Raw genomic sequence first — 17,673 nt, forward strand, 5'->3', positions numbered from 1 at the left:
GTGCTCGCATATTACTCCCAAAAGGAGATCTAATGGATCACCCAGTCAAAAGAGATCATGCGCGATTTAGAAAAATAATTAAAGGTCGCATTCGTGATAATTTAAAGAAATATGTCTCCGGTGGAGAGATGCCTATTCCTAAAGGAAAGGGTGTCTTCAAAGTTCCTATGCCTCAAATTGAAACTCCAAGATTTAAGTTTGGAGATAAGCAGCAAGGCGGAACTGGTCAAGGTGATGGAGAACCTGGGGATCCAGTTGATGGGCAACAAGGTGACGGAAAGCCAGGACAGGGTGAAGTTGGAGATACAGAAGGAAATAAAGAACTTGAAGTAGAACTAAGTGTTGAAGAGCTTGCAGCGATTCTTGGTGATGAACTTGAGCTTCCAAATATTGAACCTAAGGGAAAGAAGAGTTTAGAATCTACAACAAATAAGTATTCTTCTATTGGAACAGTTGGTCCCGATTCATTAAAGCATTATAAGAGATCTTACCGTGAGGCCCTTAAGAGGCAAGTTGCTACGGGAACTTATGACAGTAAGAATCCTATAATCATTCCTATTAAAAGTGATATGCGCTACAGAAGCTCTAATACGACTGTTGAGTATGAGAATTCTGCGGTTGTTATCTATATGATGGACGTTTCAGGATCAATGGGTGATGAGCAAAAAGAAATTGTAAGAACAGAGAGCTTTTGGATAAACCTCTGGCTTAAGTCTCAGTATAAAGACATTGAGATTCGCTATATCATTCACGACGCTACTGCCAAGGAAGTTGAAGAAGAAGTCTTCTTTAAAACTCGCGAGAGTGGGGGAACTCTTATTTCTTCTGCCTTAAAGCTTTGTCGTGAAATTATTCAAGAAGATTATAATTCAAGTGAATGGAATATTTATCCATTTCACTTTTCAGATGGTGACAATTGGTCAACAGACGATACCAAGCTTTGTTTAGAAATTTTGGATAAGGATATTTTACCAAACTCTAATGTGTTCTGTTATGGGCAAGTTGAAAGTCGCTATGGTTCTGGTCAATTTTATAAAGACCTGCACACTAAGTATGGAACTGATAATGAAAGCGTGATTCTTTCAAAGATTAAAAACAAAGATGCCATACTTGAGTCTATTAAAGATTTTTTAGGAAAGGGTAAGTAATGAATAGATCAAAGCCTATTCAAGGTGAACTACTAAGACTTAAAGAAGAAATTGAACAATATGCGATTGATTACGGCTTAACGTATTATCCCGTCGTATTTGAAGTTTGTAATTACGATACTATTTGTATTTTAGCCGCTCAGGGTGGTTTTCCTTCTAGATATCCTCATTGGAGATTTGGAATGGAGTATGATCAACTTTCAAAAGGAAATATTTACGGATTTCAAAAGATTTACGAACTCGTTATTAACACTGATCCTTGTTACGCTTACCTTCTAAGTTCAAATAGAATAGTGGATCAAAAACTTGTTATGGCCCATGTTTATGGTCACGCGGATTTCTTTAAGAATAATGCTTGGTTTAGAACTACTGATAAGCGCATGATGGACGTTATGGCCAATCATGGAACTAAGATCAGAAAGTATATGAACCGTTATGGGCAAGATAAAGTTGAAATTTTCATTGATGCGGTTAACTCCCTTGAGAACCTCTTAGATGTTAATGTTCTCTTTGAAACAGCAGAAGTTGTAAGAAAGAGAGAAGAGCTTGAGAAAACTGCCCACGAAGAAGAGCTTCGAGAGGATGATGACGACGACGTAAGATCGAAAGTTTTAAAATCCTATATGAAATCTAAAGCGAAGAACGAGCTCTCTCCAGAAGAAGTCGTTGTTCCAAATGAAAAATATGATTTTAAGAAAATGGATGCCAATGTAAAAGGAACTAGAGATATCATGAAGTTTCTTATGCAGAATGCTCCAATTGAAGAGTGGCAATCTGATATTATTGGTTGCTTAAGAGAAGAGGCCTATTACTTTCTTCCTCAGAGAATGACTAAAATTATGAATGAGGGGTGGGCAAGTTACTGGCACTCAAAAATAATGACAAATAAGGCGCTTAAATCTTCAGAGATTATTGATTTCGCAGATGTTCACTCGGGTGTTATGGCCATGAGTCCAAAGAGTATTAACCCATATAAAATTGGAATTGAACTCTTTAGAGATATTGAGCACCGCTGGGACACTGGGAAGTTTGGGAAAGAGTATCTCGAATGTACAGATATGAAGAAGAAAGAGTCATGGGATATGAAATTAGGACTTGGAAGAGAGAAAATCTTTGAAGTTAGAAAATCTCACAATGATATTACTTTCTTGGACGAATACTTTACTGAGGAATTTTGTCAGAGACAGCAGATTTTTACTTATAAATTTAACCCTAGAACGGGTCGTAATGAAATTGATACGAGGGACTTCCAAGGTATTAAGCAAAAGCTTCTGCAACAGCTTACTAACTTTGGACAGCCTCTGATTGAAATTGAATCGAGCAATTATAATAACCGCGGTGAAATGCTCTTGCGCCATGTTCATCAAGGGGTTGACCTAGACTTAAGCTTTGCTGCAGATACGATGAAGAATATCTTTCTAATTTGGAAACGTCCTGTAAATATTGCGACAGTTACTGAAGAAAAGGAATATATCTACGTTTATGACGGAGAAAGTTTTAAGCCGGTAAAAAGCTAATCTTTATTGACGACAATACATGTTTAGAGGAAAATAGTTGTAATTCAACTCTTTCCTCGGAATATGTCTAATGATTAAGAAATATCTATTTGCACTTCTTTTACTTATTACAAGTCCTTCTTTTGCTAATACTAAAATAGCCACTGTTTCAAAGATTAGAGGGAAAGTTTCAGTTCTCTCTCCTGGAGATCATGAAGCGCATATTTTAAAGTTGAATGATGAATTAAGAGAAGACGCTTCAATAGTTACCTACGAGGGAGCTTTTGTTAGAATTCAGTTTAACGATGGTTCAAGTACATCTCTAGGGCCAAAGAGTAAGTTAATTGTTACCAAAATGGATGAGAAAGGCTCTGGAATTATTACTCTTCTTAAAGGCCAGCTTAGGTCTAAAATAATTCGCGAAAATAATGAGGCTAAGAAACACAAATTTCTAATTAGAACAAAGAGTGCAGCTCTTGGAGTTCGTGGAACTGAATTTCAAACAATCTATAATCCAGAAAATAATATTACAAACCTTCTTACTTATGAAGGAGAAGTCGCAATCTCTAAAGGTGAGCATAAAATTTTGTCGGGGAGAGATTATACTGAAAGAGTAAAGGCCTTATCATCAAATAAATTAAGCCGTTCTCAGAAACATAGGCTTAAGAAGAAGTTAGTTGATGTGGTAGAAAACTCTCTAGAGTCTGATAAGGCCGTCGTTGTGAAAGGGGGACAGTTCTCAAGTTCTGTTGGTGGTGTGGAAGGAGTTACTCTTCCTGTGAATATTTCTCCTAAGCAATTAGATACTCTCTATGCAAATACTGAGCTTGTGCAGAAAGTAAATACGTCACAGAGTAGTGTCGTCACTACAGATAATAAAGCGTCTTCATTGAAGATTATTCCTCAAGAAGCTCCTAAAGAAGGTGTTTATGATAAGACTAATGCTAGGTATGCACAAAAATCTGGTGGCTTTATCGATCTAAACTCAGGGTTATATATTCCACCAGCAGGAAATGCTATTTTCTCACAAAGGCAAGGTGTCTACATCGCAAGTAATGTTGGAGGAGTTGATTCTCAAACAGGGCAATATGTCGCCCCAGAAGGTTTGGTACTAGATGCCAGGAAGGGGTTTCTCGCAAGGAATTCAGCATCAAAGGATAAGTTGCAAGAGAGAGTGGCGATGGCAAAGGGACTTAATGATGTAATTGATAAGGATGTTGTCATTAGAGACTTTGAAGCGGGTGTTCCTGATAAGTACTACACACAATTAGAGCTTTTTACAAAGGATTCAATTTCTCTAAAGCTAAGTTCAATCTCTAATACAATTGATCATTCAAATAGTGCAACTACTAATAGCAGAAGTATAAAGGAGACGGGAAAAGGTTTCTCACTCATGTGGAATCATTCTTCAGGTGGAAAGTGGCAACCTGTCACCAATTTTCACTATAAGAATATTCGCTTTTCTGGAAGCGAACTAGGGGAGTTCTCTCAGGGAAGTTCAAGTCTATTTGGTATGGACGTAGGTATGCGAAGGTTTCTCTCTGAGAGAATTAACTTCAGTGCGATTCTAAAATTAAAGCAAAATTATTATACGTCGGCTTCAAACACTCTTGTCTATAGATTACAGAAGTCGACATTCACTAATCTTGAAATTGGTGGGCAGTACTTTATTATAAAGTCGAAGAGATTTGATGTTGATTTAAATGCGGCCTTCGCCTTTGTTCCAAGTAAGACTGCTAGAGATGTTGAAATTGATAGTTCTACTTTGTTAACTCTTGGTGGTGGATTTAGGTATTGGTTGAGTCGTGGCACATGGATGAAACTAGGGCTTGAAAGTCAAAGTACCAGTTTTGATATTTCATCAAGTAATTATACAGCTACTGACGACAATTCAATATTTGAAGTGGCCCTAGAGTTTGGATTTGTTCTCTAGTCATCTTGACCCGGAGTAATTCTTACCAGCTCGCTATCGAGTTCTTCAATATCCCTCTGATCAACAGTGGGGAGTTCTTGAATGGGTTTCATATCTCCGAGAGACTTTAAGCTTTCAATTGAGTCAGCTCCCTCGTTAAGAATCGCTTCATCTCTTTCGAGGGTTTGACCAAGATTTTCCCAAGTCATTGTTTGCATGAGTATCCAACAGGCGAGACCGTCCATTGCACGACAAGCATAGTTTGAATACTGAATAAGCTGCTCTTGATTGTGTGCGCGAAGTCCGTTGTAGAACATTAATTGGTTGAGCTCAAATGGCATCTTCTCTTTATAGAGAATATTTAAAACATCCAATTGTTTCTGTGTTTCTCTAAATTTTTCTTGGCGCAGTTTAAAGAGTGTATGAAGAGTTAACTTCTTTCTCTCAGGCAGCGACTTCTTAATTAGCCTCTCTAAAAGTGTATTACCCTCTTCCCACTGTCCTAGAATCCATACGAGTGGAAGAGACCTTTCAATAGCGTTAAGAGAGTTCTTCTTTTTCTTAAGCGCCAATTTATAATGCCCAAAAGCAAGTTCATACTTACTTCTTGAGAGATTGTAATTGCCTTTCATATTCTCTGAGTTTGGAGTTTCAATATCTTCAATGAAGCTCATTGCTTTTTCTTCATCTCCGGTTCTAAAGTAGAGTAGCCCTATGAGCTCTCTCGTTCTCTTTGATTTATAATAATCTTCAGGAATTGATTTTATTAACTTTAAGATCAGATGTTCTTTATTTAAATAGATTCCTGTTTTTAACCAAATTCTTAAGAACTCTTGGCTTTGGAGAACGTACTGAGTGTCAGCGAATGAGCTACCTTTAAAGGACTCTTCTCTCGCAAATTTCAATCTAAATATCGTGTTAAGCCAGTAGTGGTCAGTCTCCGAATATTTGAAGGTAACTCTGAGACAACTATCAAACTCTCGGTAGAGGCCTTCTGTGATATTGAGTGCCATCATATTGATAATTTTTAGAATGCAAGTTTTCTCATAGTAGACATTTTCATTGAGAGCAACACTGTTTAGCGCCTCTAGAGACTTTTCATAGTCATCTGTGATGAAATTGATTAGGGCGAGGTATCTAGCTTTAATATATTTAATTGTCTTATTATTGTTATCCTCTAACTTATTTAGGTAATATTTTGCAGCATCAACGTCGCCACCAATAATTAGTTGCTTCACTCGTCTTAGCAAGACGAGATCATTTCTTCTTTTGGAAACGAGATTTCTTTGGTTGATTTCATCAACTTCTAGAGTGTCTAGAAGCTCCCAATCTGTTTCTAGCTCTTTAAGGTTGGACATATTAATAGCTAGCGGAGCATTTTGAGCAAACGCGGGAGTTGTAAACTGTATGAAAATAGTCAGAAATATTAATGTTTTCATATAGTTAATATTTCGGGAGAAAAGACCGATATCTTAAGTAGAAATCAAAAATAGGTGCTTTATGGTCAAGGAATGGATCATTTTTCTTATATTCTTACTAAGCTTGCAAGCTAAGGCGTTGGTGCCTCTTGAGAGTATCCTCTTGGGAGATTTTGAAGATAAGTATTCCAAAGAATCAGCAGACCCATTTGATTATCTCTTCTTAAAAAAAGTAGAACTGCCGGGGAAAATTTCTGAAAAAAGAGATTTAACTATCTATAGAGGCTACTACGAAGAGGGGATAAATCTCCAAAAGTCTTGTCGAGCTGATTATCAACTCTCATATCCAACTTCATGGCAAGAAGATCAAGTTAAGCGCAGTATTTTTGCGACACTTCAGTATATAGGGCTTGATATTTCTATTAGAGCAATTCCAAAGTACGCTAAGTATTTTGAGTTCTCTAGAGATGAGTATAGTAACCTTGTGGAAAATATTGTTGGAAATTATTGCTCAAAGAATTTAAGTATTATTAGTATTAAACAATTAAAGAGAAATTTTCTAAGCAAGTTTGATAATGAAAATACATTCGAACTTCCCGATGTCTCAAAGAACTCTTTGTTTCCAGAAAAACTTACAACTATTGCAACTCAAGATGATGTTAGAGAGAGGGAGTTTGTAAAAACTATTGATCTCTTTAAGTCTTTTTGCAGTTGGGGGGGAGATGTTGATAACTTAAGACTATTAGTTCCTTTCTTAAAGAATCCTGTTATTTATGCTTCACTAATAAGACAACTTACTAATGAGAAGTTAGAGTGGAATAGAAATTCGAGGGACGTGTTTAAAATAAGAAATCAAAAAACGGTTCAAGTTCTCTGCGAAGGATTAATATGTAGAAAATCTAATTCGATTGAGTTTAATAAGAAGTTTCCAACTTCTGTTGGACATAAGTCATTTGATGACGATCTCTCTCGTTTATATTGTAAAGAGGCGAGGGACTATCAATACCTAATAAAAGGCCAGGCTCCTAAAATTTCTTCCATGATTAAGAAAATGACCTTTGATGAAGAGAACCTTCTCATCTCACAATTTATCGCCTTACAGACGGGTGTACCTGCATTCTTTGTGAGAGCGAATAACTTCTCGTCAGCAAAGGAATTTCTTAGGGCAAGTGTTGACAAGACGTGGGACGATTGGGCGATGAATCAAGTGGATAAGTTTAAAGGTGAAGTTTACTTCGAAGAACCTCTTACAATGGAGCTCGTCGACCGCTCCCTTTATTATAAGAATTATCTTCCTGAATTTAAAGTTCTCTTTGATGTAAATTTAGGAGAGTTAGATAGAACGAACCAAATTGTTGGTAAGATAACGACTCACTTTAACTTAAATTTTTCACGTAAGTTTCTTCGTTGGGCAAGGCTTGAATATATCAATTTAGACCCAAGAGATGAAAAGAGAAAAGAAGAATTATTTTATAAAATGAAAATTAGAATAGCTCCTATCGTTAAAGATATTCGCACTAAATTTCCAACTCCTCCTTGGGATGGAGACTTAGATGTCATTATTAGAAATGAAATTTTAGAACAGATTTCTAAATTTAGAGGTGGATTTTTTGATGAAGATGAGGCCGGAATGATGAAAATTCCTGTCATTATTAGTTTTGCTCCTTACGCTTTAAAGTACCTGCGTTATGAATATAATGTTGAACAAAATCAGAAAAAATCTAAACGAGATGAAAAGTTGTTTAAGCTAAATAGTATGGAAAATAAGCCTTGATTGTGTTATAAAGTCCCAAAACTTAAATAGCGAAAATATGACAAAGAAAAACCAAGACGATATTCAAAAATCTCCTTCTTCAATTGAAGTTCTTGATACTGAGGATCTCCTTAGCGAATCCGACAGAAAGACTCTTGCAGATATCGAAATAAGCCTTACTTCTCCAACTTCAGAATCTAGAGAATATCTTCCCGTAATCACGCCGGGCTCTGATATTGTTCGCTATGATTCAAAAGTTGGAGATCCATTAAGCGCCTATTTAAAAGAAATTGCAAAGTATGATCTTCTAACGATTGAAGAAGAGCAGGAGTTGACGAAGAGATTAGTTGAAACTGGCGATATTGAAGTGGCCAAGAAACTTGTGGCCGCAAATCTTAGACTCGTCGTAAAAATTGCCATGGAGTATAGAAGCTCTTTTCAAAATGTCATGGATCTTATTCAAGAGGGAAATATTGGTTTAATGAAAGCCGTTTCAAAATACGATCCTGATAAAGGCGCTAAGCTTTCTTACTACGCGAGCTGGTGGATTAAATCCTATATCTTAAAATATATTTTAGATAACTTTCGTCTAGTGAAAATTGGAACAACCAACGAACAGAAGAAACTCTTTTACAATCTTTTAAAAGAAAAAGATAAATTAGCAAAACAAGGAATAGAGCCTGGTCATAAATTGCTCTCAGAAAATCTTGGAGTCTCCGAAAAAGCGGTCGCTTTGATGGATCAGAGATTATCTAGTTCAGGTAGCGAGCTTAGCTTAGATACTCCACTGGGTCACGATAGTAGCTCTGGGGTCTTATCGGATCTTTTAGAAGATGAGGGTGAGGGTGATATCTCTGAAAAAATTGCAGACGCCCAAGGGTTGGAGTTATTGCAAGATAACTTAAAAGACTTTGTCTCTGGCCTTAAAGAAAGGGATAGAGATATCTTTAAAAAACGACTACTTAGCGAGGTTCCTCCATCGCTTCAAAATATTGCTGATGAATACGGTGTGTCAAGAGAACGTATTCGGCAGATAGAAGAGCGACTCCTAAAGAATTTAAAGGTTTACATGTCTGAGTTTATCAGATAAATTGCGCCAATAAGTTTATATATCCTTCGACTCGGTTTCAATAATAACATTGCTACTTGGTTTTAGGTGATTTGGAGATTTTATGCTTACAACTGAAGAAAAGAAAAATCTAGTTGCTGAATTTGGAACAGAATTTGGTAAGGGTGAGAAAGATTCTGGTAATGCTGCTGTACAAGTTGCACTACTTACTCACAATATCAATGGTCTTAAGTCGCACTTTGACAAGCACATTCACGATTACCACTCAAACCGTGGTCTTCTTAAAATGATTGGTCAAAGAAAGGCCCTTTTGAAGTATGTTCAAAGGAAAAATGCTGACCAATACCAATCGCTAATTAAAAAGCTTGGTTTAAGAAAGTAATGAAAGAGGGGAACTATTTGTTCCCCTTTTCTTTTTTTAGGCTTAAAATATAGAAAACCCTGGATGGAAATAAAGCGCAAGGAAGTTAGAGGATATTTGAAATATTGGCGCTATTAAGAATCAAAATTTGAAATATCTTTTAAATTCCCTCTTTATTGAAATCCTTCACATTTAAAAGCTAATTAACAGGCGTTAATTGGTAAGGAGAAATTATGTTAAACGATAAGAAAGTTTATTCGTTGAACTATGGTGGCAAAGAAGTCACTGTTGAAACAGGTCGTCTTGCAAAGCAAGCTGATGGATCTGTACTTGTTAGCTGTAATGGAACTCAGGTTCTTGTTACTGTTTGTTCTGCTCACGAAGTTAAAGATGGGCAAGACTTCTTTCCTCTACTAGTAGAATATACTGAAAAATTCTACGCAGCAGGAAAGTTCGTTGGTGGATTCTTAAAAAGAGAAGGTAGACCAGCAACTTCTGAAACACTAAACGCACGTCTTATTGATAGACCTCTAAGACCATTATTTCCTTCAGGATATATGTTTGACACTGTTGTTTCTTGTACAGTGCTTTCATACGGTGAAGAAGGTGATGCTGAAGTTTTAGCTGCTCTTGGAGCATCTGCTGCCCTTACTATTTCTGATATCCCATTCAATGGCCCAATTGGAACTTGTAAAGTTGGTAGAATTGACGGAAAGCTAGTGCTTAACCCTGCACAGACAGAGTGGGAAAAATCTGATCTTGAAATCGTAGTTGCCGCATCTTCAGATGCAATTCTTATGGTTGAAGGTGAAGCTAAAATCGTTCCAGAAAAAGATGTTCTTGAAGCTATCTACTTTGGTCACGATCACATTAAAGAATATGTAAAACTCATGGAACAAATGAGAAGTGAAATTGGTAAGCCTAAGAGAGAATTCATCTCTTCAGCTGCTAATGAAACTATGATGGCAAAAATGAGAAGTGACTTTGCTTCAACAGCTAGAACTTGTATTTCTACTGATGATAAAATGGAGAGACAAGCGGCGACGAGAGCTCTTGAAAAAGAAGTTAAAGCAGCAATGGCAGCTTCTCCAGAGGCATTCGGATTAACTGAAGCTCATAGCTTTGGAAAAGAAGCTTACAAAGGTGTTGATGAGCTTCTCTACGAAATGATGAGAGCAGATATTCTCAATGAAGAAAAACGTATCGCTGGAAGAGGGATGACTCAGGTTAGAGAAATCGAAACTGAAACTAACCTTCTTGCAAATGTTCACGGTTCTTCACTCTTTACTAGAGGTGAAACTCAAGTAATGGCCGCGGTTACTATTGGTGGTAAGCACGGTGAGAAAATGGAAGATTCAATTAGAGGAACTGATTTCCAAAAATTCTACCTACACTACAACTTCCCTCCTTTTTCAGTAGGTGAGGCAAGAGGAGTTAGAGGTGTTGGACGTCGTGAACTTGGTCACGGAAACCTTGCTGAAAGAGCAGTAAAAGCAGTAATGCCTTCGCAAGAAGACTTTGCTTATACTACAAGAATCGTTTGTGAAGTTATGGAATCAAATGGTTCTTCTTCAATGGGTTCTGTATGTTCAGCTTCAATGGCACTTATGGATGCTGGTGTTCCTATCACTAATCCAGTTGCAGGTATTGCGATGGGACTTATTACTGATGGTGAGAGATTTAAAGTTCTTACAGATATTCTTGGTGACGAAGATCACCTTGGTGATATGGACTTTAAAGTTGCTGGTACTGCTGATGGTATTACTGCAATTCAGATGGATATTAAGATTACGGGTCTTACTCGTGAGATCGTTGAGAAATCAATTGAGCAAGCGAAAGAAGGTAGACTTCATATTCTTGGAGAAATGGCGAAGACTATTTCTACTAAGAGAGCAGAATTTAAAGACGGTGTTCCAAGAATCGTTACAACAAATATTCCAACTGACAAGATCGGTGCTCTAATTGGTCCTGGTGGAAAGAATATCAAGAAACTTCAAGAAGACTTCGATGTAACTGTTGAAATCACTGAAGAAGGTCTTGTTAAAGTTCTTGGTGCTGATACTGAAGTTCTAAATAATTGTGTTGCTTCAATTGATCTCCAAATCAATGGTCCAGAAGTCGGAACTGTTTACGAAGCGGTTGTTGTAACAATTAAAGAATACGGTGCATTCGTTGATATTATTCCTGGCGTATCTGGGCTCGTTCATATTTCTGAACTTGCTGATGATAGAGTTAAGGATGTTAGCGAGTACTTAAGTGAAGGTGATAAAGTTTCTGTTAAAGTTATCGAAGTTGATAGAATGGGGAGACTTAAACTTTCAGCAAAGGCCGTTAAGCCAGTAGAGAAGAAAGCAGATAAGTAATTTAAAATTATTTAAGTATAACTAGGGGACGTAATACGTCCCCTTTTTATTGGAGAAATCACAATGGTTCAGACAATTGAACTCAAAGTTTTAAAGCTAGAGCACTTTGATAACGATCTTCCACTTCCAAAATACGAAACAGCAGGAGCAGCAGGTGCTGATCTTAGAGCTTCAATGCCTGGTAAAGAGAATATGACAATCTCTCCAGGAAAGAGAGTTCTTGTTCCAACGGGACTGAGTTACGAAATTCCAGAGGGTTATGAGGTTCAAGTTCGTCCAAGATCTGGAATGAGTCTTAAAACAAATTTATTGATTGTAAACAGTCCAGGGACGATTGACTGTGACTACCGCGGAGAGATAAAGATAATCATCGGAAATTTTGGTGATGAAGATGCTGTAATCGAACATGGGGACAGAATTGCTCAGATGGTGATTGCTCCTGTAACTCAGGCTACACTAGTAGAAACAGAAATTTTATCAGAAACCGACAGAGGGCACGGAGGATTCGGCTCTACAGGTAAGAAATAATTCAGGGAGTGAAAAATGGATTTGTCTGTAAACTATAATAAGGCTACAAGTAAGACCGAGGCATATGAATTAGCGAAAGCTCAGATTACGCCAGAATACGTAGATAAGTTTAATGTGAAGGCCGAGATCGAATATAACGAAGCGGCACATAGTATGAAAGCAACTGGAAAAGGATTCACACTAGATCTTCAATTTGAAGAAGATAGATGTGATGTTTCTCTCAAGTTGTCTCTCATTCTAAAACCTCTTAAGAAGAAAATCTTAGGAACTATAGAAAAGAAATTAGAAAAAAACGTTTAGAGGAAAGTATGTATACAGCGACGCTAATGCCATCAGGTGAAAAAATAGTAATTAATGAAAAGAAATCTCTATTAGAGAACTTGAAAGATAATGGGCATTATATTAAGTCGTCATGTGGTGGGCACGCTACTTGTACAGATTGTGCTGTTAAAGTTGTTACAGGTGAAGATAATGTGAATCCTCCTGAATTTAACGAACTTCAACTGATGGGGAATGTCTTTCATATAACGAAAGAGAGACTCTCTTGCCAAACTTTTGTAACTGGTGATGTCACAATAGATATTTCTGCTCACGATAAGAAAGAAGATGAGAGAAGATTAAAGAATAAAACAGCGGCCTTCGCTAGTGCAAAGAAGTCAGGACCAAGAGTTAGAAAGAGAGAAGAGGTTGACGAAATTTTAAAAGAGCGTCAAGAGCGTTACGAACAAAAGAAAGTCGATGGACAGGATTGGCATAAGCACTGGGAAAAGGAAAAAGATCAGCCAGTAAAGAGATTTGGTGGTGGAAAGAGACCTAAAGAGTTTAGGACAGATCATATTGACCATGAAAGAGATGCTAAGCTTCGCGCAGAGGCCACTGAGAGAAGACTTAAGAGAGAGCAATTTGAAAAAATTTCTCCAAGATCATTTAATGACTCTCTTAAGGACAAAACAAATAAAGATAAATTTCCTGTAAAAAAATCTGAACAACAAGAAGATGCTAACTTCTGCTCAAGACCTGCGGCGAAGAGAGATAGGGAAGAGACGGCTCCAAGAGTCATTGAAAAAGCAGCTGCTCCTGTAGCATCAGAAGAGCGTCCACTAAGAGAAAATCCTGAGAGAAAGAGCTTTAGAAAGAAAAAGGACTAATTTTCTTCGTTTGAGCGTTGCCAAATTACTCATTTTCACTTATCTTTTACTTTCAGTTTCTCTGCTCGGGTGGTGGAATGGTAGACACGCACGCTTGAGGGGCGTGTGTCGCAAGACGTGCTGGTTCAAGTCCAGTTCCGAGCACCATTTAATTTCTTACATGAACAACTCTTTGAAGTTGTTTTTTTTTGCCAATAAAAATAGATTCTTATCTAACTCCCTATCCATTTCTGACATCAGTTATATTGTTCGTAGGTATATTATGGGCTAAAAATGGGCTAATTTCTTTTTTATCACTTACTAGGCCCATATATTGAATAGACTTTCTAAGATGATCTTTACTTAAGTGAGCGTATCGTTGAGTTACATCTATATCAGTATGGCCCATAATTTTTTGGAGGCTAAATATGTCTCCACCATTCATCATGAAGTGACTTGCAAACGTATGCCTTAAGTCGTGAAACCGTACTTTTCTCTCTATTCCAGCATTGTTTAGTGCTTTCTTCATTTTTCTATAGAAGTGACCGTAGGGGATTTCTACACCGCTTAAAGTTGTGAAGACATATCCACCAATGGATTGCACTTTCGAGCTGAATTTAAGCTTTTCAAGTGTTGATCTAACTGTAGGAGTCATTGGTATTATCCTAGCCCTTCCTCCTTTAGTATTATCCCTAATTCCATTTTTATCTCTTGTTCTTGAAACTGTAATTTGATCATTCTCAAAGTCTACTCTGTCCCACTTTAGACCACAAAGCTCACCAAGTCTCATGCCTGTTCCTATTGCTACTTTAAACAAATGAATATACTCATTATGCTTGTTTGCCTCTAAGAATAAGTTTCCCTCTTCTTTAGATAAGAAGTTGGTAGGCCTTAGTTCTCCTTTTTCTTTAGGAAGATATTCGGCAGGAGAGTTCATTATATATGACTTCTTTTTTGCATTTGCTAACATTGTTTTAAAGACACCAATTATATTGTTCCTCCCTTTTGCATTATTACCTTTTTCCCTAAGTTTATAGATAAAAGCCATAGCATCTTCTTCTTTTATTTCTTTGAGTTTAAACTCTTTGAAGAATGGGCGAATATGATTTCTTAGGATTCCTTCATAGATTTCTATTGTTCTTATTGTCCTGCTAGATTGCTGAACCTCACTAAACCACTCATCAGCATAATCATTAAAGCTTATATTTGCTTTGGACACTCTTTGTTGACCAAATAGTTTGATACTATCTTTCTCAATAGTCTTCTGTGCTTTCCATGTCTTAGCATCTGACTTTCTTGTAAACAAAGGACTTCGCTCTCTAGAGCCGTTAATATAGATACTTTCTCTATATTTCGTTCCATTTTTTTGAACAATCTTTTCCATAAAAACTCCGTTTAATTAGACCTTTTATGTTCTTTTATTCGTCTTGCTTTATTTGAATGTGAAAGAGCGTTCCTATTGAAATATAAGTTTGTTGAATTTGAAACAATTAATTTAGTAAAGTTCATTTTTTATTACTCTCTATTCATTTGAATTAGTACTTAACCAGTTTTCGATTTTTTCTGGTCTAAAACGAATTGATCGGCCGACTTTTGAGAATGGAATTTTCCTGTAAAATACTAATCCTCTAACATGTGCCTCTGATGTATTTAAGATTTCAGCAACTTCTTTCACTTTTAGTAGCTTTCTCATTTTATCTTCCTTCAATTAAGTTTAAGATTTGATGGTAAGTGTTAATATTCAGAAGAGGGAACTTTTCAAATATCTCATCTTTCTCTAAACATTTGAAAACTGTAATAAGAAAAATATTTCTCATATTTCTTTTAATTGCTCTAGAATCATGTCTTGGAAGTGTAGATAATTGTTTTATAAGTAGTTCGTTAATGTGGGTTTTGTTTACGTCTGAATTATCTATTGCAGTAACTATTATATTATAATTGAAAAATTCATTAATTTTCTTCTCATCATTTCTCATTTTAAATTCTCTATTATGTATTGAACCATCAATTTCAATTACGACTCCCATTGAAGGATTTTTCTTTGCTTTAATAGAAGACTTGAGGGAAGGAATATAGAAGTCACAACAATAGTTTCCTATCCAAAATGATCTATACACTTTTAACTTTGTTGCTTTTCTAAGTTTTGAGTAAAATTGATTTTCAAATGTTGTAACTGTTTTCTTGTATGAGTCACTTCGATCTGAGTTGATGTCGTCATAGACGCTCTTTAGCTTCTCATAAGGCATTATTAATTCAACTGCCTCTCTTGTTCTAATCTTTCTAAAATCCATAAATCTTCTCCTAAAATACAGATCACTTAACCTATGGATATAGATGATCTGTAATTACTAATAGTTAAGGCCTTAAAAGAGCTTCGAAAAAGCACTAGTAAACCTGCTCTGGTATTGTTATCTATTAGCTCGTGTTGCATAAGCTGCACAAAATTAAAAAAATAATGGGTTTTTCTCACGGAATTGTGACTATGGGCGTCTATTTAGATCAGAAAAATAAAAAAGCTGTTTTAAGACATCTGGAGAAGAGTATAGATGTAACTGACTCCTTAGTGGCCGATTATGAATCCCGAGTATTTGACTTAGATAAAGCTGAAATACTGATTAGAGAGTTTAAAGAGCAAATTTCTAAAAGTAGTGATATTTTAAAAAAGTGGAATAATGCCAAAGAACTTGAGTTTAGAGAAAAGTTATTTGATACATTAAACAGGGTTTATAACTCATCTGTTGAAGAGTATTTTGAAACATTTAGGAATGGTGAGACTCCAATGAGTATCTGTTTAAGTGTATATACTTTATTGGATTATTTAAAAGGACGAAATAGCAACTTTGAATGGTTTAGAGGAGAGCTATTACACCTATCAAGTAATAGGGATTACCTTACATACTTGAATATTCCTAAAGAGCCCCAATGTGACTCTCAGTGGGCTAGAGACCTTAAGGTTAGGCTTAAGAGAAAGATAACCTTTTTAAAGCAAGAGAAGTTTCATACAGTCCAAACGGACAGGATTAAAGAGATGAAACAGGTGTTTACTGATACCACTCTTAAGGAGTATGTCACAGAAATGAAACTTAAAATAAATAAGGAAGCTAAAGACCTTTAAAGATATCTTCTAGTTTTATTTTATATAACTTAGATAGTTTGACGATTGTTAGGAGAGTCACATTCTTTCCTGTTTCAATTCTTTGAAGATGTCTCCAAGAAGGCCAGCCATGATCTTCTGTCTCTTCCAAAGTCCAACCCTTAAGATTTCTTATGTCTCTTAATTTATTGCCAAGATTTTGTAGGAATAATCTATCTTCTTCTGTTTTCATCTTAACATTTTTTCATTTACCCCCGATTAGTAGTACACACGATAAGTAGTATTTTAAGGACGTTACATGAAGAAAATTACTCAATTATTACTATTATTAAGCCTTATTTCTTGTAGTACTGGCTATCATAAGCAGTCACTCTCAGGTGGGTATAATGATACACAATTAGCTGAAACGATCTATAAAGTAAGATTTAATGGAAATGGCTACACTAGCTTACCAAGAGTCCAGAGGTTTCTTCTTAGGAGGTATGCCGAACTAACTATTGAGAAGGGTTATGATTATTTTCTAGAGCTAAGTGCTGATGATTTATCAGATTACTCTATTGGTTCATCTTGGGATAATGAGTCTGTTGATGTCACAACAAGGCATAGTGCTTCTGGAGTAATTAAGCTCTATAAAGCTGGTGAAGAACCTTCTAACGCATATAACCCATATCTTATATTAAAGAAGAAGTGAGTAAACCTTAATACAGTATTAACGAGATAATTAGGGTTAACGAACCTAGAGTTCTGATAGATTCAGAGACTTCTCTCTACTTAAGCTAAATAGAAGGAACTAATATGAAGATTATTCTATTTCTATACATTCTACTGATTAACTTCTCTATTATGGGCAGTGGAGTGCATAATACGCGGTAAAGAAGTTTTCAGCCAAGGAGAAGGCTTACTTAGCTTCTGTTCAAAAGGTTGCTTACAGCTGTTCTTATGAAGGCTCAGCGTCTTTAATTAAAAAGAGAAATGCCTCTAAATTTAAGTTTGAAGGTGACTCTGATAGCAATGCAGAGCATTCTGTAGGCTTTGTTATTATAGACGACAAGGCTTACATGTCTGGAGGTAAGGGGAAAATGGTAGAGTTGCATGAAATTGGAAAAGATAGTTATCTTGAAGTTATACCTAATGCTCCTTCAATTTTATGGAACTTTATTTCGAGTCACCATAGTAACCACTTAATTCAGATGAAGGCATTTGGTCTAGATGGTGGAGTTCTATCTTTCACAAACTCCTATAAGTGTATTAAAGCTACGAAATAGCTGTCATGGACTAATCATGGGCTAAAATAGGTAATAAAATAAAACAAAACATAATAAAAGAACATTGAAGGTTGGTTGATTAGCACTGTGTTTATCATTAGTTACAGTGATGTATTGTTATGTTTAATTACTCTTTCTT

General features: G+C 36.2%; 18 protein-coding genes and 1 tRNA gene. 14 read left to right on the plus strand and 5 right to left on the minus strand.

Going from position 1 to position 17,673, the window contains the following annotated elements; translation table 11 throughout:
• Positions 1–32: 32 nt before the first annotated feature.
• The 3 genes from CES88_RS01995 to CES88_RS02005 all read left to right on the plus strand — a co-directional run bounded on the left by CES88_RS01995 (position 33) and on the right by CES88_RS02005 (position 4,577).
• Positions 33–1,148 (plus strand): DUF444 family protein, encoded by a 1,116-nt coding sequence (locus CES88_RS01995; protein WP_290730195.1) that lies wholly within the window; start codon positions 33–35, stop codon positions 1,146–1,148.
• Positions 1,148–2,665 (plus strand): SpoVR family protein, encoded by a 1,518-nt coding sequence (locus CES88_RS02000; protein WP_290730198.1) that lies wholly within the window; start codon positions 1,148–1,150, stop codon positions 2,663–2,665. The genes CES88_RS01995 and CES88_RS02000 overlap by 1 nt, the downstream gene beginning before the upstream one ends.
• A 70-nt stretch (positions 2,666–2,735) precedes the next feature.
• Positions 2,736–4,577, plus strand: a complete 1,842-nt coding sequence (locus CES88_RS02005) for a FecR domain-containing protein (RefSeq protein WP_290730201.1) — start codon at positions 2,736–2,738, stop codon at positions 4,575–4,577.
• Here CES88_RS02005 and CES88_RS02010 read toward each other — a convergent pair.
• Positions 4,574–5,995 carry a hypothetical protein gene (locus CES88_RS02010; RefSeq protein ID WP_290730204.1) on the minus strand — a complete coding sequence of 474 codons (1,422 nt, stop codon included), beginning with the start codon at positions 5,993–5,995 and terminating at the stop codon, positions 4,574–4,576. The genes CES88_RS02005 and CES88_RS02010 overlap by 4 nt on opposite strands.
• A gap of 61 nt (positions 5,996–6,056) precedes the next feature.
• Between CES88_RS02010 and CES88_RS02015 the strand changes: the two genes are divergently transcribed.
• The 8 genes from CES88_RS02015 to CES88_RS02050 all read left to right on the plus strand — a co-directional run bounded on the left by CES88_RS02015 (position 6,057) and on the right by CES88_RS02050 (position 13,343).
• The gene (locus CES88_RS02015) at positions 6,057–7,748 is read left to right on the plus strand and encodes a hypothetical protein (RefSeq protein WP_290730207.1); all 1,692 of its coding nucleotides are present in this window, start codon (positions 6,057–6,059) and stop codon (positions 7,746–7,748) included.
• Positions 7,749–7,785: 37 nt separating this feature from the next.
• A complete protein-coding gene (locus tag CES88_RS02020) occupies positions 7,786–8,817 on the plus strand; it encodes an RNA polymerase factor sigma-32 (RefSeq protein ID WP_290730210.1) in 1,032 nt (343 codons plus the stop codon).
• 82 nt (positions 8,818–8,899) lie between these two features.
• A complete protein-coding gene (rpsO, locus tag CES88_RS02025; RefSeq protein ID WP_290730213.1) occupies positions 8,900–9,178 on the plus strand; it encodes a 30S ribosomal protein S15 in 279 nt (92 codons plus the stop codon).
• Positions 9,179–9,390: 212 nt separating this feature from the next.
• A complete protein-coding gene (gene pnp, locus CES88_RS02030; protein WP_290730216.1) occupies positions 9,391–11,520 on the plus strand; it encodes a polyribonucleotide nucleotidyltransferase in 2,130 nt (709 codons plus the stop codon).
• 63 nt (positions 11,521–11,583) lie between these two features.
• On the plus strand, positions 11,584–12,048 hold the full coding sequence (dut, locus tag CES88_RS02035) for a dUTP diphosphatase (RefSeq protein WP_290730219.1): 465 nt from the start codon (positions 11,584–11,586) through the stop codon (positions 12,046–12,048).
• 15 nt (positions 12,049–12,063) lie between these two features.
• Positions 12,064–12,348, plus strand: coding sequence for a polyhydroxyalkanoic acid system family protein (locus CES88_RS02040; protein WP_290730222.1), 285 nt, complete (start codon positions 12,064–12,066; stop codon positions 12,346–12,348).
• Between the two features lie 8 nt (positions 12,349–12,356).
• Positions 12,357–13,196, plus strand: a complete 840-nt coding sequence (locus CES88_RS02045) for a 2Fe-2S iron-sulfur cluster-binding protein (protein ID WP_290730225.1) — start codon at positions 12,357–12,359, stop codon at positions 13,194–13,196.
• Positions 13,197–13,259: 63 nt separating this feature from the next.
• Positions 13,260–13,343: transfer RNA gene (locus CES88_RS02050), tRNA-Leu, on the plus strand.
• 73 nt (positions 13,344–13,416) lie between these two features.
• Here CES88_RS02050 and CES88_RS02055 read toward each other — a convergent pair.
• The 3 genes from CES88_RS02055 to CES88_RS02065 all read right to left on the minus strand — a co-directional run bounded on the left by CES88_RS02055 (position 13,417) and on the right by CES88_RS02065 (position 15,466).
• Complete coding sequence (locus tag CES88_RS02055) at positions 13,417–14,559, minus strand: site-specific integrase (protein ID WP_290730227.1); 1,143 nt, start codon at positions 14,557–14,559, stop codon at positions 13,417–13,419.
• A gap of 138 nt (positions 14,560–14,697) precedes the next feature.
• Positions 14,698–14,868: a helix-turn-helix domain-containing protein gene (locus CES88_RS02060; protein ID WP_290730230.1), complete on the minus strand. Its 171-nt coding sequence runs from the start codon at positions 14,866–14,868 to the stop codon at positions 14,698–14,700.
• A gap of 1 nt (position 14,869) precedes the next feature.
• Positions 14,870–15,466: a hypothetical protein gene (locus CES88_RS02065; RefSeq protein WP_290730233.1), complete on the minus strand. Its 597-nt coding sequence runs from the start codon at positions 15,464–15,466 to the stop codon at positions 14,870–14,872.
• 164 nt (positions 15,467–15,630) lie between these two features.
• Between CES88_RS02065 and CES88_RS02070 the strand changes: the two genes are divergently transcribed.
• Positions 15,631–16,290: a hypothetical protein gene (locus tag CES88_RS02070; RefSeq protein ID WP_290730236.1), complete on the plus strand. Its 660-nt coding sequence runs from the start codon at positions 15,631–15,633 to the stop codon at positions 16,288–16,290.
• On the opposite strand, the gene CES88_RS02075 is transcribed toward CES88_RS02070, so the two are convergent.
• A complete protein-coding gene (locus CES88_RS02075; RefSeq protein WP_290730239.1) occupies positions 16,277–16,501 on the minus strand; it encodes a helix-turn-helix transcriptional regulator in 225 nt (74 codons plus the stop codon). The genes CES88_RS02070 and CES88_RS02075 overlap by 14 nt on opposite strands.
• A 66-nt stretch (positions 16,502–16,567) precedes the next feature.
• On the opposite strand from CES88_RS02075, the gene CES88_RS02080 reads away from it, so the two are divergent.
• Together CES88_RS02080 and CES88_RS02085 are read left to right on the plus strand one after the other, a co-directional pair.
• Positions 16,568–16,960, plus strand: a complete 393-nt coding sequence (locus tag CES88_RS02080) for a hypothetical protein (RefSeq protein ID WP_290730242.1) — start codon at positions 16,568–16,570, stop codon at positions 16,958–16,960.
• A 367-nt stretch (positions 16,961–17,327) separates the two neighbouring features.
• A complete protein-coding gene (locus tag CES88_RS02085; RefSeq protein ID WP_290730245.1) occupies positions 17,328–17,534 on the plus strand; it encodes a hypothetical protein in 207 nt (68 codons plus the stop codon).
• Positions 17,535–17,673 lie beyond the last annotated feature (139 nt).

It is taken from the genome of Halobacteriovorax sp. JY17 (assembly GCF_002753895.1).
GTDB lineage: Bacteria > Bdellovibrionota > Bacteriovoracia > Bacteriovoracales > Bacteriovoracaceae > Halobacteriovorax.

Bases quoted from the DNA above. Each gene is read 5' to 3' on its own strand.
- CES88_RS01995 (WP_290730195.1), top strand. From the start codon at position 33: ATGGATCACCCAGTCAAAAGAGATCATGCGCGATTTAGAAAAATAATT.
- CES88_RS02000 (WP_290730198.1), top strand. From the start codon at position 1,148: ATGAATAGATCAAAGCCTATTCAAGGTGAACTACTAAGACTTAAAGAA.
- CES88_RS02005 (WP_290730201.1), top strand. From the start codon at position 2,736: ATGATTAAGAAATATCTATTTGCACTTCTTTTACTTATTACAAGTCCT.
- CES88_RS02010 (WP_290730204.1), bottom strand. From the start codon at position 5,995: ATGAAAACATTAATATTTCTGACTATTTTCATACAGTTTACAACTCCC.
- CES88_RS02015 (WP_290730207.1), top strand. From the start codon at position 6,057: ATGGTCAAGGAATGGATCATTTTTCTTATATTCTTACTAAGCTTGCAA.
- CES88_RS02020 (WP_290730210.1), top strand. From the start codon at position 7,786: ATGACAAAGAAAAACCAAGACGATATTCAAAAATCTCCTTCTTCAATT.
- rpsO (WP_290730213.1), top strand. From the start codon at position 8,900: ATGCTTACAACTGAAGAAAAGAAAAATCTAGTTGCTGAATTTGGAACA.
- pnp (WP_290730216.1), top strand. From the start codon at position 9,391: ATGTTAAACGATAAGAAAGTTTATTCGTTGAACTATGGTGGCAAAGAA.
- dut (WP_290730219.1), top strand. From the start codon at position 11,584: ATGGTTCAGACAATTGAACTCAAAGTTTTAAAGCTAGAGCACTTTGAT.
- CES88_RS02040 (WP_290730222.1), top strand. From the start codon at position 12,064: ATGGATTTGTCTGTAAACTATAATAAGGCTACAAGTAAGACCGAGGCA.
- CES88_RS02045 (WP_290730225.1), top strand. From the start codon at position 12,357: ATGTATACAGCGACGCTAATGCCATCAGGTGAAAAAATAGTAATTAAT.
- CES88_RS02055 (WP_290730227.1), bottom strand. From the start codon at position 14,559: ATGGAAAAGATTGTTCAAAAAAATGGAACGAAATATAGAGAAAGTATC.
- CES88_RS02060 (WP_290730230.1), bottom strand. From the start codon at position 14,868: ATGAGAAAGCTACTAAAAGTGAAAGAAGTTGCTGAAATCTTAAATACA.
- CES88_RS02065 (WP_290730233.1), bottom strand. From the start codon at position 15,466: ATGGATTTTAGAAAGATTAGAACAAGAGAGGCAGTTGAATTAATAATG.
- CES88_RS02070 (WP_290730236.1), top strand. From the start codon at position 15,631: ATGGGTTTTTCTCACGGAATTGTGACTATGGGCGTCTATTTAGATCAG.
- CES88_RS02075 (WP_290730239.1), bottom strand. From the start codon at position 16,501: ATGAAAACAGAAGAAGATAGATTATTCCTACAAAATCTTGGCAATAAA.
- CES88_RS02080 (WP_290730242.1), top strand. From the start codon at position 16,568: ATGAAGAAAATTACTCAATTATTACTATTATTAAGCCTTATTTCTTGT.
- CES88_RS02085 (WP_290730245.1), top strand. From the start codon at position 17,328: ATGTCTGGAGGTAAGGGGAAAATGGTAGAGTTGCATGAAATTGGAAAA.